Raw genomic sequence first — 16,684 nt, forward strand, 5'->3', positions numbered from 1 at the left:
GAGCTATGAGCGACACCTCGCTGGTCTTCGACCTGGTCGCGCGGGAGAGGGTGGGCCCTGGGCTCGACGCGGCCCAGGAGAAGTTCGACACCGCGGCGGCCGGGATCGGTGCCGGCGTCGGCCTGGCCCTGGGCGCAGGCATCATGGAGAGCCTCAACGTCGAGGCCGCCAACGACAAGCTCGCCGCCCAGCTCAGCCTGGGCCCGGCCGAGGCGGCCGACGTCGCCAAGGTCTCCGCGTCCGTGTACCAGAACGCGTGGGGCGACAGCACCGAGACGGTAAACCTCGCCATCAAAGGGGTGTACCAGAACATAGGTGACACGTCGCAGGCCGAGGGCGGCCTCGAAGGCGTGACCACCAAGGCGCTCGCCCTGGCCGAGACCTTCGACCAGGACCTGACGATGACCACCGCGGCGGTCGGTCAGCTGATGCGCACCGGCCTGGCCGACTCGGCCGACGAGGCGTTCGACATCATCACCGTCGGCATGGGCACCTCGGCCGACAAAGCCGGCGACTTTCTCGAAACTCTCAACGAGTACTCGGTCCAGTTCAAGCGCGTAGGCCTGGACGGACAGACCGCAACCGGCCTGATCGCCCAGGGCCTTGAGGGGGGAGCGCGGGACGCCGACCAGGTGGCCGACGCCATCGGCCAGTTCGGCGAGCGCGCGCTCGCCGGCGGCACCGCGGTCGACGACGCATACAAGAGCATCGGGTTGAGCGCCAGCGACATGGCCCGCATGATCGGCGCCGGTGGGGACTCCGCCGAGAAGGCCCTCGGCATGACGCTCGATGCGCTGCGCGGCACCGGTGACGAGCAGGTCCGGCTGAACGCCGCGGCTGCACTGTTCGGCGACCCGGCGAACGTCATGGGTGACGCCTTGTATGCGTTGGATCCGGCGACCGCCGCGGCGGCCGCGGGCATGGACGATGCCGCAGGCGCCACCGACCGGCTCGTCGAGAAGGCCGGCAGCAACGCGACCTCTCAGCTTGAGTCCTTCAAGCGCAAGGCTCTGGGGCAGCTGGCCGAAGTCGCCGGCGGATTCGTCAAGTTCGCCATGGACAACCAGGCGGTTTTCCAGCCGCTGGCCTACGTGCTGCTCGGCCTCGCCGGAACGGTCCTCGCGGTCAAGGCCGCGATGATCACCTACGCGGCGGTGTCCTCGATCGTGGCCGGAGCTCACGCCATCATGTCGGCGTCGACGTGGGGCGTGATCGGCAACTGGATGCGGATGATGGCCATCGGCCTCGGGGTCTACATCCGCATCGCGGCCGGCGCCGTCGCCTCCGCGCTGACCACCGCGGCGGCATGGACCGGATCCGCGCTCGTCTCCATCGGCACGTGGATCCTGGCCGTCATCAGGGCGGCCGTCGTATCCGGCGCACAGTTCCTGCTCATGGCCGCCCGCGCGGTCGCGTGGGCGACGGTCATGGCCGCGCAGTGGCTGATCGCGATGGGCCCGGTCGGCTGGGTCATCGCGGTCATCATCGGCCTGGTCGCGGTCGTCGTGGCCAACTGGTCGACCGTCAAGCGGTGGACCGCGCAGGCCTGGGGCTACGTCGTCGGGTTCGTCCGCGGCGCTACGACTGGCGTGCTCACCGCGGTCAGCTGGCTGTCCCGGATCCCCGGGCAGGTGGGCCGCTTCTTCGGCGACATGAAGAACGCCGCCGTCCGCAAGGCCCTCGACCTCGTCACCTGGATGCAGGGTCTGCCCGGGCGCCTCGGCCGGGCAGTGGGCGGCATGGGCCGCCTGCTGGTGACCAAGGGCGCGGACGTCATCCGCGGCCTGTGGAACGGCATCTCCGGCATGGGCAGCTGGCTGTGGAACAAGGTCAAGTCGTTCGTGTCGACCAACGTCGTCGACGCGGCGAAGAGCTTCCTGCAGATCGGCTCGCCGTCGAAGCGGGCGTCCAACGAGATCGGCCACTGGCTGCCGCCCGGTATCGCCGAGGGAGCCGAGAACAACCGCGGCGTGCTCGACAAGACGATGGCCGGCCTCGTCGACCCGCAGCTCGCTATGCCCTCGACCCCGCTCACCTCTGGCATGGCTCCGCTCATGGGCGGCCGGGGCGGGGGCGGCGTGCTGGTCGTCTACCTCGACATCGCAGGGCAGGCCTTCGGCCAGTTGTGGATCGACACCGGTCGGCGCGTGGTGAGCGCACTCGGCGGCGACGTACAGGCCTCCATCGGCCAGCGACGGTAGCGGGAGGTATCGAACGTGGTATTTCCCCAGACCCCTCTTGAGGTCCTCGTCGAGCTGTTCTACGACGGGGCCTGGCACGACATCACCGATGACGTGTACGTCCGCGACGGCATCAACATCACCCGCGGCCGCGCCGACTACGGCCAGCGCGTCGACCCGTCGAAGTGCACCCTCACCTTCAACAACGGTGAGTCCAAGGTCGCGCCCGGCGTCATCGGCCGGTACTCGCCGCGCAACCCGCGCTCCGACCTGTTCGGGAAGATCGGACGCAACACCCCCATCAGGGTGTCGGTGCTGGCCGGCGGGGCGTTCCTCGGCATGCCCGGGGCGATCGGCGACCGTGCGGCCACGCCGGACGCCGCGGCCCTGGACATCACCGGCGATTTCGAGGTCCGGGCCGATGCCCAGCTGACGAACTGGCTGAACGCCTCCGGCGCGCTGGCCACCACCGAGATCGTCGGCAAACTGGCCGTGACCACCGACAAGAGCTGGTTCCTGGGGGTCCGGCAAAACCGGATCTACTTCGAGTGGTCAGCGGACGGGACCAACGCGCTGGGCGCCTCGTCGACCGTGCAGCCCGTCATCCCACCGTCCGGCCGGCTGTCCGTGCGCGCGACTCTCGACGTCAACAACGGCGCCGGGGGCAGGACCATCACGTTCTACACCTCGCCGTCCGGCACCTCCGGGCCGTGGTCCCAGCTGGGCGATCCGGTCGTGCAGTCGGGCACCACGTCGATCTTCAACAGCGCGGTGTCCCTGCGCGTGGGCGACGCCACCAACGCCAGCGGCATGACCCCGGCCGCGGGCCGCTGCTACGCCGTCGAGGTCCGCAACGGCATCGACGGCACCATCGTGGCCAACCCTGATTTCAGTGCGCAGGCGCCCGGCACCACTTCGTTCACCGACGACGCCGGGCGACTGTGGACGATGGCCGGGAACGCATCGATCACCAACCGGCGCACCCGGTTCGTGGGCGAGGTGAGCAGCTGGCCGGCCCGCTGGGACGTGTCGGGCAAAGACGTCTACGTGACGGTCGAGGCCTCCGGTCTGCTGCGACGCCTCGGCCAGGGCGCCGCACCCCTGCAGTCCACGCTGCGCCGCCGCATCCCCAGCATCCCCAGACTGCTCGCGTACTGGCCGATGGAGGACCAGGCGGCCGCCAAGCGAGCAGCCTCCCCGCTGGTCGGCGTCCTCCCGCTCAAGGCGGCGCCGATGAACTGGGCGGCCGTCGACTCTCTCGCCAGTTCCTCACCCCTGCCGACGATCAAGACCGTCAGTGGCGCGCTCACCCATCTGTCCGGCCGGATCCCCGTCAGCTCGACACCGTCGACGAGCTGGCTCATTCAGTACGTGTACCGGCTCGACACGGTCAACACCACGCTCCGCACGATCCTGCGGGTGTTGACCAGCGGCACCGTCGCCGAGTGGCTGATCCAGATGAACAGCACCACCTCGCGCATCCTCGGCAAGGACTCGGACGGCAACACCCTCTTCACGTCCGACTACGCCATCGGCAGCGACCTCTACAACCAGTGGATCGCCGTCGACTTCTTCGCCATCCAGGATGGCCCGAACGTGGACTTCGGCATCGTGTGGCAGGACATCGGCGGCGACGCCGGTTCCGGCCCCGGAACCGTTGCCGGAACCGTGGGCCGTCTGCTCGGTGTGGCGTCCCCGGACGACGGCTACAGCCCGGACATCGACGGCCTGGCGCTCGGCCACATCTCCGCCTGGAACACCTGGGACACCACCACCGCCGGAGCCTACGACAGGGCGATCGACGCCTGGGCAGGGGAAACCGCCGGGGCGCGCATGATCCGCCTGGCGGAAGAGGAGGACCTGCCACTCACCGTGCTCGGCGATACCTCTGTCCAGGAGCGTGTCGGCGTGCAGCGTCCGGCCACGCTGCTGTCGTTGCTGGAGGACGCGGCCGAAGCGGACGGCGGGATTCTCTACGAACAACGGGAGGGAGTCGGCCTCGTCTACCGAGACCGAGTCTCGCTGTACAACCAGACGCCGGCGCTGGAGCTCAACTACACCGAGCCTGGCCACATCGCGCCGCCGCTGGAGCCCGTCGACGACGACCAGAAGGTTGCCAACGACGTCACGGTGGAGAGGGCCGGAGGATCTTCCGGCCGTGCCGTCCTGGAGGAAGGACCTCTGTCGATTCAGGCCGCGCCTAACGGCGTGGGCGTCTACCAGGACTCCGTGACGCTGAACCTGCACCTGGACGCCCAGACGCAACAGCACGCCGGCTGGCGTATGCATCTCGGCACGGTGGACGAGGCGCGCTACCCGGTCGTGCACATCGACCTCGCAGCCGCTCCGAGCCTGATCGACGCCGTCACAGACGTCGACAGCGGCGACCGGCTCACCATCAGCGACCCGCCTGAGTGGCTGGCGCCCGGCCTGATCGACCTGCTCGCGCAGGGGTACACAGAGCGGATCGGCCACCCCATCGACTGGGACCTGTACTTCAACTGCACTCCCGGCGGTCCGTGGGCGGTGGCCGTCTACGACGCCGACCGCCGCGACACCGCAGGCAGCCAGCTGGCGGCCGCCATCGATGACGACGACACCACGGTCCCCGTCCTGACCACCCTCGGTCCGCTGTGGACCACGGCCTACCCGTCCCTCACCGTCAACCCTGATTTCGAGGAGGACCTGACCGGCTGGTCGGCCTCCGGCGGCGTCATCGACCGCGTGACCGCGCCGCTGCCCAAGCCCTTCGAGGCCGACTGGGCGCTGTTCTTCGTCCCTGACGGCGTCTCCCAGTTCCCCAACGCAGGCACCGACCAGGTAGGGGTGGTCGTCGGTCGGCAGTACGTGGCGTCCGGCTGGCTGCGCTGCTCCACCACCAGAAGCGTTGCGTTGAATGTGAACTGGTTCAACGTGAGCGGGACTTACCTGGACACCGCCGCCAACGACGTGGCCGTGGAAGCCGGAGTCTGGACCTGGTTCGAGAAGATCGTCACCCCCGTGGCCAACTCGGTCACTGCGAACTTGGCGGCGACCGTGGCGGATTTCCCGCCGAGCACCGATGTTCTGTGGGTCCACCAGGCCACCCTCCGGCCGGCCAGTAGCACGCCGGAGAACTTCCCCATTTACATCCGGACGGGAGGCGAGGTGATGACCGTCACCGCCGCCACGCCAGCCCTGGTCGACACGTTCACCCGCACTACCACACCCGGCTGGGGAACCCCCGACATCGGCGCTGCGTGGGTCAGTACCGGCGGCGCCGCGGCCGATCACTACACCCAGGGCAGCGAGGCAGCCCACCAGTTGACCGCCGTCGACGTCGCCCGTCTCGATCTCACCCCGGTCGCCGGAACGGACCACGACGTCTGGGCGGATGTCGCCACCGCGGCGCTCGCCACCGGCGGCCCCCAGCTCGTCTCCGTCGTCGCCCGGGCCACGGACGACGCGAACTGCTACCTCGCGCAACTGTCCATCTCGACCTCGCAGGTCATCACGCTGACCCTCCGCAAGAGGGTCGCGGGCGTCGAGACGCAGCTGGACACGTTCACCACGTCCCTGGTCCACAGTGCCTTCACGTTCTACCGGCTGCGGCTCAAGGTCAGCGGGTCGAAGCTGCAGGCCCGGGTGCGGCAGGCCAGCGCCGCGGCCACAGGGAACTGGCAGGTGAGCGCGATCGACACCAGCCTCACTACCGGCAGCAACGTGGGCCTGCGCAGCGTGCGGCAGACCGCCAACTCGAACGCCAACCTGATCGTTTCCTACGACAATATGCAGCTGCTCAACCCGCAGCGCTTCACCGTCGAACGGTCCCACAACGGGATCATCAAGGCCCACGCTGCCGGATCCGGTGTGGCCCTGGCCAAGCCCGCTATCCGCGCCCTGTAGGAAGGAGAGATCGTGCCCGATCTGCTGGCCGGATCCAAGATCAAGGCGTTGGACACCCCGCCCACGGTCTATGCCCTGGACGGCACCGTGATCGCCAATATCACCGAGGTCACCTATACCGCCGGGACGCCGGAGGTCGGCGTGACCTTCACCGCGCCGACCACCGGCCGCGTCACCATCAGCGTTGGCGGGGGCCTGCGCAACAACGCTGCCAACAGCGACAGGGTGGCGCTCGCCCCGCAGGTGTTCGTGGATGACTCCTCCGGCCTTGAGGTCCTCGCGCCCACGGTGCTGCGCGGCGTCTCCTCCGAGGGCATCGCCACCGCCGGAGACTTCGCGTACCGCGGCCGCACATCCCTGCTCGACGGACTCACGCCCGGCCAGGAGTACTACGCCCGCGTGATGTACATCAAGTTCGGCACGGCCGGCAGCACCCCCGACATCACGGCCCGCGACATCCTCGTCGAACCTGCCTCCTGACCCCGCGCCCACCCGCCTCATCGCCCCGGAACCGCCCCGGTCCCGGGGCCTCTTGCTGTCCAAGGAGGGCTCGCCGATGGCCAAGCCACTGACCGCACAATCCCTCCTCGGCGCACTGCGCGCCGAGGGCCTGGTCGTCGTCGAGGTCGGCGACTGGGAGGACCACAACCGCAATTCCAAGGGCCCGTGGGGGCCGGTGCATGGCGTGATGATTCACCACACCGTGACCTCCGGCAGCAAACGGACCGTGGAGATCTGCCGCGACGGATACAGCGGCCTGCCCGGGCCGTTGTGCCACGGCGTCATCACCAAGGACGGCAAGGTGCACCTCGTTGGCCACGGCCGCGCCAACCATGCCGGCCTCGGTGACGGAGACGTGCTCCAGGCGGTCATCGCCGAGCGGACGCTGCCGGTCGACAACGAGGCGGGCACCGACGGGAACCGCTACTTCTACGGGTTCGAGTGCGAGAACCTCGGCGACGGCGTGGACCCCTGGCCGCCCGCGCAGCTGCTCGCCATCGAGCGGGTCGCCGCGGCGATCTGCAGGGCGCACGGCTGGACGGCCGCCTCCGTCCTGCGCCACCTCGACTGGCAGCCCGGAAAGAGCGACCCCCGCGGCGTCGACTGGACGTCGATGCGGTCGAGGATCGCGGGGCGCCTCGGCTCGCCCAAACCGCCAGCCACACCTGCGCCGGTGACGCCGACGGTGAGTCTGTCCCGGCTCCGTACGGCAGCACGCACCGACCCGCCCAAGAAGGGCACGCCGCGGTCGTACGGCGGCGTCGAGACAGTGGAGGTCGCCCTCGTCGACGAGGGCCTCCTCAAGCGCTCGTACGGCGACGGCCACTGGGGCACGACGACCACGCCCGCCTACGCGGCGTGGCAGCGGCGCTGCGGCTACACCGGCGCGGCCGCCGACGGATACCCCGGGCTCGCCAGCCTGCGAAGCCTGGGTCTCAAGCACGGATTCAAGGTGGTGGACTGATGAAGCTCTCGAAGTACTGGAAGGCCATCGTGGCCGGCCTCGTCGCCGGAAGCGGCGCCCTATCCACGGCTGCAGCCGACAGCACGGTCACGAGCGGCGAACTCTGGATCATCGCCGGGGCAGTCGCCGGCGGACTCGGCCTGACATGGGCCGTGCCCAACCGGCAGACGAGCGACAGGCACCGTCTCCCTTAACCCCCGAGGGGAGGCATCTTGGACGTCACCACCCTCGGCGGGCTACTCGTCGGGCTCGGCGCGATCGGCGCGGCGGTGGCGTCCTACCTCGGCAAGAGGGGCGAGAACGCGAACGGCCGTCTCAACGCGGAGTTCGACCAGATCCAGGAAGAGCGGGACGGCCTGCGCGGCGAGCGCGACGGCCTGCGCCTGGTCCTCGCCGAGCGGGACGCACGCATCACCGAGCTCCTCGAGGAGAGGCTCGCCGACCAGGTGGAGCTCGCGCGTCTCCGCGTCCGAATCGTCGAGATGGGAGGCGATCCGTGACCCGTACAGAGCGGGCACACGCCGGCCGGTGGCGGTGGATCGCCCTTGGCTGCTGGCTAGTCGCGTTGACCGGCGCAGTCGTAATGGTCTGGGCACGTATCGACGGCGAGACAAGCCGCGCCGACCAGCTCGCCGCCGAGGCCGACCGTCGCGGCCAGGCCGTCACCACACTCGCCACGGACGTACGAGAGCTCCGCTCGCAGGTGCGGGCCGAGGGCGAGACACCGGTGGCCCCGGACCCGTCCGACGCGGTCGACGACCTGCCCGCGCGGGCCGAGGTCCCGGTGCCGATCCCCGGCCCGAGGGGCGCACCCGGGCGCCCCGGGGCCGACGGTGAGCCGGGTGCCGATGGGGAGGACGGCTCCCCGGGCACACCGGGCCAGAACGGCGAGGCGGGTACGGATGGCGCGCCCGGTACGGATGGCGTCCAAGGGCCGCAGGGCGAGCCGGGAGTGCAGGGACCTCAGGGCGAGACGGGCCCGCGGGGGGAGCAGGGACCCCGCGGCGAGCAGGGGCCGGCGGGACCGCAGTGCCCCGACGGCTACAGCCTCCAACCGCCGCCCGGCGACCCTGACGCACTGGTCTGCAGGCGCGACGGCGCCCCCGACCCGGACGATGACCCGTCGTCCTCCCTGCTTGGCATGGCCCTGGTTCCCACCCGACGTGACTACACATGACGATGCCCCCTGCACGGTCCTCACGGGCCGCGCAGGGGGCCTATCGCCATGCCTGAGAAGCAACGATGGCCCCCGCGTTGGCGGGGGCCGATCGCCGTACGTCCTGGAGCCGACCAGGGGTACCGTTCTGTTGTCGAGCAGAACGGAGTTCAGCATGCCACAGCCCATCGAAGAGCACACCGGCGCACGGATCGCGACGGCGCGGAAACGCCGTCGGCTGACACAGCGTGAGCTGGCCAACAAGAGCAACGTCTCGTACAGCACGCTCACCAAAGTGGAGCAGGGCTATCTGCCCGCCAGCCCCTCCGTCATCGGTGCTCTGGCCCGGGCCCTGTCCGTTCCGACGACGGAGCTCACAGGTCAGCCGTACCTTGAGGAGCTCCAGCAGGACCAACTCGACGGGCTGATCAACCCAGTTCGCGAGGCGCTCAACGTCTACGACCTCGGCCCGGATCCGGACGTCGCCCCGCGCGCGCTCGATGACTTGGCCGAAAAGGCCGATGAGCTGTGCGCGCTGGTCCGTGAGACGAACATCAAGCAGGCCGCGGCCGAGCTGCCGCCCCTCATCTGCGAGGCAACCACCGTCGCGCACATCGACGGCACGACGAGGGCGTGGCAGACCCTCGCCAGCATCTATCGCACGGCGTACGACGTCAGTACCAAGCTCGGGTTCATCGATCTGTCCGCCATCGCGCTGGACCGCCTGGAGTGGGCGGCACAGCGCGCCTCGGATCCGGTCCTCGGCGGCATGCGCCAGTATCTGCGGGCCCTGGCCTATCTCCGGGCAAGCGACTACCGCACCGGGAAGCGGCTCGTCCGGCTCGGCATGTCGACCCTGGAGCAGGCCGAGCCGGGACGGGAACGGGACGTCCTCACCGGCCAGCTGCACCTGGGGGCGGCAGTGCTGGCGGGCCGGGACAAGGACGGCGACACGGCGAATGAGCACCTTGCCGAGGCCGGTCGGATCGCGGACCGGACGGGACCGGCCGAGCGGGTGCACTGGCTGTCGTTCGGACCGACGAACGTCGGAGTACACAGGGTCAGCGTGCTGGCCGAGCTGGACGAGTACGGCGAGGCCGTCGAGACGGCGAAGGACATGACGATGCCCGACGGCTGGCCGCCGTCCCGGCTGGCGCACCACTATGCCGAGGTGGCCCGGGCGCAGATGTGGACCGGCCGTACGGACGCCGCGTTCAAGAACCTGTTGGAGGCGCGCAAGCTCGCGCCGCAGCAGACCCGGTACCACCCGACGGTGCGTGAGACGTACGCAGGCCTTGAGTCTGCGAGGCGCCGAATGCCAGAGGATTTCCTCAACTACGGCTCCTGGCTCAGCGCCTAACGGAGCGTCAAGCTTTGGCCGGGACTATCAGTAAGGACTGATAGTTCCGGCCTTGCCATGTCGGCACGATGTGACGGTAAACACACCGTCTGTGCATGGAGCCGACCATGACACCCCCTCGAACCCCGCAGAGCCGAGCCCGCCGCGCCACACTCGCTGACGCAGCCGCCGGCATCTACCCCAACCGGCTCGCGTACCCGAGCCCTCTGCCCAGGACCGAGCCCCCCGCCGCTCGGCCGCACCCGGACGTCGTCCGGTGAGCGCCGCACAGAGGCCGGTACGGCCAGGGCCCGCAGTACTCGTCCACACCAGCTCCGACCGTGCACTCGCGACGCAGCAGTGGCTGCTGTCGACTCTCGACGAGGAGGGCCGGAGCCGATCCCTGACGGAGTGGGCAGAGCACCGGATGGCGCTGTTGCCGCTCGGGACCCTGTTCTCTGCTGTCCGTATCCCTGGGCGCCTGGTGCACGTCCTGGCTGACCCGACGGAGCCGGCGGATGCAGACGCGTTCCTAAGGGACGCCCTCGACGGGGGCCCTGTCATCTGTGATCCGAACGCGATCAGGTACTACGCGCTGGTGCCTGCCAGCATGCCGGAGAAATGGCGTGAGGCCGCGGTCGATTGGCGGTCGCTGGGCGTGGAGGCCCTGGGCCGCGGCACCGTTGTGGGCGTGCCGCGGTTGGACGTCGTCGAGTTCGACCCGCGCACCTACGGCTCGTACTGGTCGGTGTCGATGTCCTCGGCCGCCATGCTCTGCGAACCACGAGACGTTGCCCGGCTGATCGCCGAAGCGGGCCGCCAGCTCGCCGTGGAGGCGGACGCGTGAGCAGCACCCGATGGGACTGGGCGGACAACAGCGGCTCTGCCCCGCATCTGCAGCGCGTGGTCAACGCCACTGCTAGCCGGTCCGCGGAGGCGTACCGCGCCTACATCGCCCACGGGGCCAACTGCAGCGACGGCTGCCCTGGGAAGCGGTGCGCGATGGGCGACGAGCTGTGGCAGGCCTACGAGGACGCGAAGGGGAGGCCAACCGGTGGCGCGTAGACGAATGATCTCGCACATCCTCAGCATCCTGATGTGCGGCTGCGGCGGGGCAATCCTGCCGATGAATGACGGCTCGGGACGGATGAAGTGCAACGGCCCGTGCGGACAGATTTACGGATGAGACAGGGCTGGCGCGGATCACCCTACGAGCTCGGCAAGCGGGACGCCGAGAACGTGAGCGATCCGCAGGAGCGTGATGATGGTGGGGTTTCCTCGCCCTGCCTCAATGTTCTGCAGCGTCGCCCGGTTGATACCGGCGGCGAGGAACACGGATTCCTGGGTGAGGTCCTGCCGCATTCGTTCGGCCTGGAGCTGTCGCCCCATTCGCTCTAGGCGTTCGGGAATCCAAGAATCGTCGTCAGGAAGATCTCGCACCCGCCAACGCTTGACCGATAGCGATCATCTGTCGGCCTAATATATTAGGCATTCCGTGATCTTGATCGGGGCATAAGCCCCTCCAGGACGGCCCTCCCTAACCTCCCCTGCCAGGCGGTGGGGTAGGGCCGCGGCGCCCCTGGTCCCGTGACCGGGGGCGCTGCCATGTCCGCTCGCGCTCGGCCTGCATAGCTGTCCGGTCCCTTGTTCAAGGTCTCAGGAGCCTGAGACCTTGAGATAGGGACCTGGGACCCTGTTCCAAGGTCTCAGGGCTTTGGGTGGTTATGTCCCCAATACCAACACCGGGTACGCGTTGGAGACTCAGACCCGGCCGTTCTACAGCCCGCGGCAGTTCGCGAGCGGGACGAACGTGTCCGTGGTCGTGCACGAACTGGCCCACCAGTGGTACGGCGACCATGTGTCCGTGACCGGGTGGAAGGACATCTGGATCAACGAGGGCTTCGCCCGGTACGCGCAGTGGCTGTGGTCGGAGCACGAGGATGAGGGAACGGCACAGGAGATCGCGGACTACGTGTACGCGTCGCGGGCCGCCGACGATCCCTTCTGGACCGTCAAGCCCGGGGATCCCGGGCCGGAGAACCAGTTCCACATCGCCGTGTACGACCGTGGGGCACTCGCCTTGCAGGCACTGCGCAACGAGATCGGGGACGAGGCGTTCTTCGCCATTCTGAAGGGGTGGCCGCAGAAGTACTCGTACGGGAACGCGACGGTCGGTGACTTCGTGAAGTACGCGGAGGAGGTGTCGGGGCAGCCGCTCGCCTCGCTGTTCGACACGTGGCTGTACCAGGCCTCGAAGCCGGGGGCGCCGGCGGCACAGGCCGTTTCCATCGTGCCTCGGGCTCAGGGGGAGCTGGTGCGGCCGAAGTCTTGGAAGAAGATCGCGGCGACGAACTCCGTTCACGAGCGGTAGCGCTCTGCGGGGGGGCGGGGAGGGGTGCGGGTGCGCTGATGCGGGTGGCCTTGTGCGGGTTGCGTTGGGCTGGTCGCGCAGTTCCCCGCGCCCCTTTCGGGGCCCGTCTCCCCTGAGCGGACCCACCCGCCCGCCAACGTGGGCGACCAGCTTGATGCCCTTCCCCAGCGGGGTCGTGGCGTCGCCCCGGGCGTATGTGATCTCCGACATGACGCCAACCGTACGGACCGCCACTGACAATCGGTCTCGGCGTTGAGGGCCGTCGGCCGGCCGTGGAAGCTTTCACAACTCAGGTGAGACAGCAATACTGTTGCACCGCACCCGTGAGGCAGATGTGGCACCCGAAGGAGCGGTCATGGCGACGGACATCGAGGAGCCGACGCTCACGGTCGACGAGCTGGCCGCGCGGGCGGGGGTCACGGTGCGGACCGTGCGCTTCTACGGCACGCGGGGGCTGCTGCCGCCGCCCGTGATCGGGCCTCGCCGAGTGGGGCACTACAACCAGGAGCATCTGTCCCGGCTCGCGCTCATCGAGGAGTTGCAGCACCAGGGGATGACGCTGGCCGCGATCGAGCGCTATCTGCAGCAGCTGCCGGAGGGGCTCAGCGCCCACGACCTGGCCATCCACAGGGCCGTGGTGGCCTCCTGGGCGCCGGACTCGGCGGAGGAGGTGAGCCGCGCGGAGCTGGAGCGCCGGGCGGGGCGGCCGCTGAGCACGGAGGACCTGGACCGGCTCGTCGCGATGAGCGTCGTCAGGGAGGCCGCCTCCGCGCCGGGCACGTACCTCGTGGACCTCGGACTGTTGCGGCTCGGCGTCCAGCTGCTCGACGTACCGATCGCGCACGAGACGATCCTCGCCGCGCGCACGGTCCTGCTGAAGCACACGCGCGCCGCGGCCCACGAGCTGTCCCTGCTGTTCCGGGACGAGGTGTCCGAGCGTGAGTCCGTCGAGGCGGTGAAGGACCTGTCCGCACACATGCAACCGCTCGTGGTGCAGGCGTTGTTGACGACCTTTCAGCGGTCCTTGAAGGAGGAGCTGCGGGAGTGGCTCACCGAGGAGTCCTGAGCCGCCGTCCCCGGTCCCTCACACCTGCGCCTCCAGCCCTCACAAGTACGCCGATCCGCCTGCCACGTTGAGCGTCTGGCCCGTCAGGAATCCGCTGCCCTCGTCGACGACGTACAGCAGCGTGGAGACCAGGTCGGACGGCTCCTGGGTTCTGGGGACGGCCTGTTGGGCGCGGACGTGCTCGAAGCCGCCGCCCGCGCCGACCGTGCGCTCGGCGGTCGCGGTGCGGACCATGCTCGGCGCGATCGCGTTGACCGTGATGTCGTACGGGCCCAGCGCCGAGGCGAGTGCCCGGGTGAAGCCGATCAGGCCTGCCTTCGAGGCGGTGTACGCCACCATCGTGGGCGGTGCGGTGAGGACGGCGGCGGAGGCGATGTTCACGATGCGCCCCCAGCCCGCCGCCTTCAGGTATGGCAGGACGGCCTGGGTCATCAGGAACGGCGCCTCCAGGTTGACGCGCATCACGCGCCGCCACTCCTCCGGCGTGATGTCCTCGAAGGGCGACTCCGGGTACACGCCCGCATTGTTGACCAGGACGTGCAGAGTGCCGAACTGTTCCAGCACTCGCTCAAGTGCCGCGTGGACCTGTGCCTCGTCGGTGACGTCGGCGATCAACTCCACGTAGTCCAGGATGCGTTCGGCCGTCCGGGGCTGCGGGACGAGGTCGAGTCCGGCGACTCGGTAGCCTCGTCCGGCGAGTGCGACGGCGAACTCCTGCCCGAGGCCCTGTGCCGCTCCGGTCACCAGCGCGGTCCGCGTCTCCATGCGGTGAGTGTGATGACCCGTCAGGCGGCGGGCAAGGGGGCGTTTCCGGTCTTCGGAACGCGCGGTGGCCGGGTCCGGCGGCGGCTCCCTTCGGCCCACGCCTCCTCGCCTCGCTGCGGTCCCCGTCGGACGCTGTTCCATTCGCTGGAACGGCCGTGTTGCCGCGCGCGCCGGGCGGCCCGACGCTGCGGGGCGACCCCCAACCGCCGGCGTTCGGGAGCCGTGTCCGATGACCGAGACCGACCGTGCCGTGGACGACGCCGAGCGCGCCCGCGAACAGGGCGGCGGCGGACGGTGGTTCAGGCTGTCGCCCGGTCGTGGCCGGCTGCCGGCGGGCCGCCTCGGGAACTGGCGACGACGGCTGCCCGACGAACTCGGCGTCCTGGTCGTCCTCGCACTGCTCGTCGCCGGCATCGGCATCCCCTACCCGGACTTCCTCGACAGTGACAACCTGCTCTCCACGGCGCACAACTCCGTCTACATCTCGCTGATGGCGTGCGGCATGGTCTTCGCGCTCGCCATGCGCGAAGTCGACCTGTCGGTGGGCGGCAGCTACGCGATGTGCCTGGTCGTCGGCGCCCTGCTCATCCGGGACGGCGTCGCGCCCTGGCTGGCAGTGCCTGCGGTGCTGGTCACCGGGATCGTGCTCGGGGTCTTCAACGCACTGGTCACGACGCTGCTCGCGCTGCCGTCGTTCATCGTGACGCTCGGCACGCTGATGCTGTTCCGTGGTGTCGGGCTGGCGCTCGCCGACGGGAAGCAGATCACCGATCTGCCGCTGGACGACTCGTTCTTCACGCTCGCGGGCGGTGACGCGGCCGGAGTGCCCTTCGCGCTCTGGGTGTTGCTCGCGGTCGTGGTCGTTCTCGCGGTGCTGCTCGCCCGCACCCGGTTCGGGGCTCGGGTGCGGGCGATCGGATCCAATCCCGACGCCGCCGCGTTCAGCGGTATCCCGGTCGTCCGTACCCGTGTTCAGGCCCTCGCGCTGTCCGGTCTCACCACGGCGTGCGCGGCGGTCCTCGCGCTCGCGTACTACGGGGCCGGCGATCCCACGCTCGGCCAGGGCTACGAGTTGCAGGCCATCGCCGCGTGCATCATCGGCGGCACTCCGCTCGCGGGCGGCCGTGGCTCGGTGGTCGGGGCGGTGGCCGGCGCGATGATCCTGTCCGTCGTCGCCTCCGGGCTCGTGTTCTTCGAAGTCCCCATCAACTGGACGTCGTTCGCGACCGGCGGGGTGATCCTCGTCGCGGTCGCGGCGGACAGCGCGCTGCGCCGCGGCGGGCGTCGCCGGCATTGAAGTGTTCAGAGTTCGACGTGTTCAGAGTTCCAAGTGTTCAGCGTTCCGAGTGTTCAGCGTTCTGTTCAGAGCCGCTTTGGAGGCCGTCATGCACTCCCGATTGCGTACGCTGTCCGCCGCGCTCGGCGCGCTGGTCCTCCTCTCCGCCACCGGCTGCGGCAACGACGACGGCCCCGGCGGCTCGGGCGGCGGCAGGCTCGACATGGGCATCGCGGTGGCCAACATCAGCCTGAACTTCGCCCACGAGATGGTGCTGGGCGCCGAGAGCGCCGCGGACCACGCGGGGGACGTGAACTTCAAGGCCGTCGGCCCGCCCAACACCGACGGCCCCGCCGAGGTGCAGCTCTTCCAGAACCTCACGGCCCGCGCCAAGGACGGCATCGTCCTGGAGAACCTCGACCCGCCGATCTTCACCCGGCCCGCCGCGCGCGCCGTCGACCAGGGCATCCCGATCGTGGCCCTGGACACCTCCCCCACCGATGGCAGCAAGGTGACCTTCTACGTGGGCAACGACAACTACGCGCTGGGCGAGTTGATGGCCAAGGAGGCCTTGAAACGGCTCGGCGACGACCCGAAGGGGGAGATCGTCGTCGGGGTGCCCAACCCCGGGACGCCGGTGCTCGACAACCGGGCCAAGGGCATCGCCGACACGTTCAGGAAGGAGGCCCCGGGCGTGAAGGTGCTCGGCCCCTTCCAGACGTACAGCGATCCCGGGCAGAACCACAGCTCCTGGTCGTCGCAGGTGGGCGCGCACCCGAAGGCCCTCGCCTTCCTCGGGGTAGGTGACGCCGACAGCTACAACCTCGCGAAGATCAAGAAGGAGAAGAACGGCAAGTGGCTGACGGCGGGCTTCGACGTCGACCCGAAGACCCTCGACGCGGTCGAGGACGGCTCGAACTTCGTCACCATCGACCCGCAGCACTTCCTCAAGGGCTACCTCTCGACGGCGATGCTGATCGAGTCGGTGCGCGACAACGACGGCAAGCTGCCCGACGGCTGGTTCCTCTCCCCCGGCGGGGTCGTCGACTCCTCCAACATCGACGAGATCATCACGCGGCAGAAGTCCGCGAAGGCGGCATACGACTGGTACAAGCCCGTGATCGACAAGCTGCTCGGTGACCAGAAGGCGCAGCTCAAGCCGTTGAAGGACGCGCGCTGAG

Annotated in this window: 15 protein-coding genes and 1 pseudogene; 14 read left to right on the plus strand and 2 right to left on the minus strand. The window is 69.5% G+C overall.

The window, feature by feature from the left end; genetic code table 11:
- The first annotated feature begins 5 nt into the window (after positions 1 to 5).
- The 10 genes from ACIBEI_RS03995 (at position 6) to ACIBEI_RS04040 (ending at position 11,090) form a co-directional block, all read left to right on the plus strand.
- Positions 6 to 2,201 carry a phage tail tape measure protein gene (locus tag ACIBEI_RS03995; RefSeq protein WP_398884742.1) on the plus strand — a complete coding sequence of 732 codons (2,196 nt, stop codon included), beginning with the start codon at positions 6 to 8 and terminating at the stop codon, positions 2,199 to 2,201.
- 15 nt (positions 2,202 to 2,216) lie between these two features.
- The gene (locus ACIBEI_RS04000) at positions 2,217 to 6,065 is read left to right on the plus strand and encodes a hypothetical protein (protein WP_398884744.1); all 3,849 of its coding nucleotides are present in this window, start codon (positions 2,217 to 2,219) and stop codon (positions 6,063 to 6,065) included.
- A gap of 12 nt (positions 6,066 to 6,077) precedes the next feature.
- On the plus strand, positions 6,078 to 6,545 hold the full coding sequence (locus ACIBEI_RS04005) for a hypothetical protein (RefSeq protein ID WP_398884746.1): 468 nt from the start codon (positions 6,078 to 6,080) through the stop codon (positions 6,543 to 6,545).
- 76 nt (positions 6,546 to 6,621) lie between these two features.
- Positions 6,622 to 7,530: an N-acetylmuramoyl-L-alanine amidase gene (locus ACIBEI_RS04010; protein WP_398884748.1), complete on the plus strand. Its 909-nt coding sequence runs from the start codon at positions 6,622 to 6,624 to the stop codon at positions 7,528 to 7,530.
- Entirely contained in the window at positions 7,530 to 7,724 is a 195-nt protein-coding gene (locus ACIBEI_RS04015) for a hypothetical protein (protein WP_398884750.1), read from the plus strand. Before ACIBEI_RS04010 ends, ACIBEI_RS04015 begins: the two co-directional genes overlap by 1 nt.
- Positions 7,725 to 7,742: 18 nt before the next feature.
- Complete coding sequence (locus ACIBEI_RS04020; RefSeq protein ID WP_398884752.1) at positions 7,743 to 8,030, plus strand: hypothetical protein; 288 nt, start codon at positions 7,743 to 7,745, stop codon at positions 8,028 to 8,030.
- An 83-nt stretch (positions 8,031 to 8,113) separates the two neighbouring features.
- Entirely contained in the window at positions 8,114 to 8,707 is a 594-nt protein-coding gene (locus ACIBEI_RS04025) for a collagen-like protein (RefSeq protein WP_398884754.1), read from the plus strand.
- Between the two features lie 154 nt (positions 8,708 to 8,861).
- On the plus strand, positions 8,862 to 10,046 hold the full coding sequence (locus tag ACIBEI_RS04030) for a helix-turn-helix domain-containing protein (RefSeq protein ID WP_398884756.1): 1,185 nt from the start codon (positions 8,862 to 8,864) through the stop codon (positions 10,044 to 10,046).
- Positions 10,047 to 10,302: 256 nt separating this feature from the next.
- Positions 10,303 to 10,872 (plus strand): hypothetical protein, encoded by a 570-nt coding sequence (locus ACIBEI_RS04035; RefSeq protein WP_398884758.1) that lies wholly within the window; start codon positions 10,303 to 10,305, stop codon positions 10,870 to 10,872.
- Positions 10,869 to 11,090, plus strand: coding sequence for a hypothetical protein (locus ACIBEI_RS04040; RefSeq protein WP_398884760.1), 222 nt, complete (start codon positions 10,869 to 10,871; stop codon positions 11,088 to 11,090). Before ACIBEI_RS04035 ends, ACIBEI_RS04040 begins: the two co-directional genes overlap by 4 nt.
- 138 nt (positions 11,091 to 11,228) lie before the next feature.
- Here ACIBEI_RS04040 and ACIBEI_RS04045 read toward each other — a convergent pair whose 3' ends face one another.
- Positions 11,229 to 11,414 carry a helix-turn-helix domain-containing protein gene (locus tag ACIBEI_RS04045; RefSeq protein WP_398884762.1) on the minus strand — a complete coding sequence of 62 codons (186 nt, stop codon included), beginning with the start codon at positions 11,412 to 11,414 and terminating at the stop codon, positions 11,229 to 11,231.
- 322 nt (positions 11,415 to 11,736) lie between these two features.
- Here ACIBEI_RS04045 and ACIBEI_RS04050 point away from each other — a divergent pair.
- Positions 11,737 to 12,396: pseudogene (locus ACIBEI_RS04050) on the plus strand (M1 family aminopeptidase); the annotation flags it as partial.
- Between the two features lie 355 nt (positions 12,397 to 12,751).
- On the plus strand, positions 12,752 to 13,462 hold the full coding sequence (locus ACIBEI_RS04055) for a MerR family transcriptional regulator (protein ID WP_398884764.1): 711 nt from the start codon (positions 12,752 to 12,754) through the stop codon (positions 13,460 to 13,462).
- A 39-nt stretch (positions 13,463 to 13,501) separates the two neighbouring features.
- On the opposite strand, the gene ACIBEI_RS04060 is transcribed toward ACIBEI_RS04055, so the two are convergent.
- Positions 13,502 to 14,227 carry an SDR family NAD(P)-dependent oxidoreductase gene (locus ACIBEI_RS04060; protein ID WP_398884765.1) on the minus strand — a complete coding sequence of 242 codons (726 nt, stop codon included), beginning with the start codon at positions 14,225 to 14,227 and terminating at the stop codon, positions 13,502 to 13,504.
- A gap of 229 nt (positions 14,228 to 14,456) precedes the next feature.
- Here ACIBEI_RS04060 and ACIBEI_RS04065 point away from each other — a divergent pair, with 229 nt between their 5' ends.
- Together ACIBEI_RS04065 and ACIBEI_RS04070 are read left to right on the plus strand one after the other, a co-directional pair.
- A complete protein-coding gene (locus ACIBEI_RS04065; protein ID WP_398884767.1) occupies positions 14,457 to 15,524 on the plus strand; it encodes an ABC transporter permease in 1,068 nt (355 codons plus the stop codon).
- A gap of 88 nt (positions 15,525 to 15,612) precedes the next feature.
- A complete protein-coding gene (locus ACIBEI_RS04070; RefSeq protein WP_398884769.1) occupies positions 15,613 to 16,683 on the plus strand; it encodes a sugar ABC transporter substrate-binding protein in 1,071 nt (356 codons plus the stop codon).
- The last annotated feature ends 1 nt before the right edge of the window (position 16,684 follow it).

Source organism: Streptomyces sp. NPDC050988, assembly GCF_044456225.1.
In the GTDB taxonomy this organism is placed as follows: domain Bacteria; phylum Actinomycetota; class Actinomycetes; order Streptomycetales; family Streptomycetaceae; genus Streptomyces.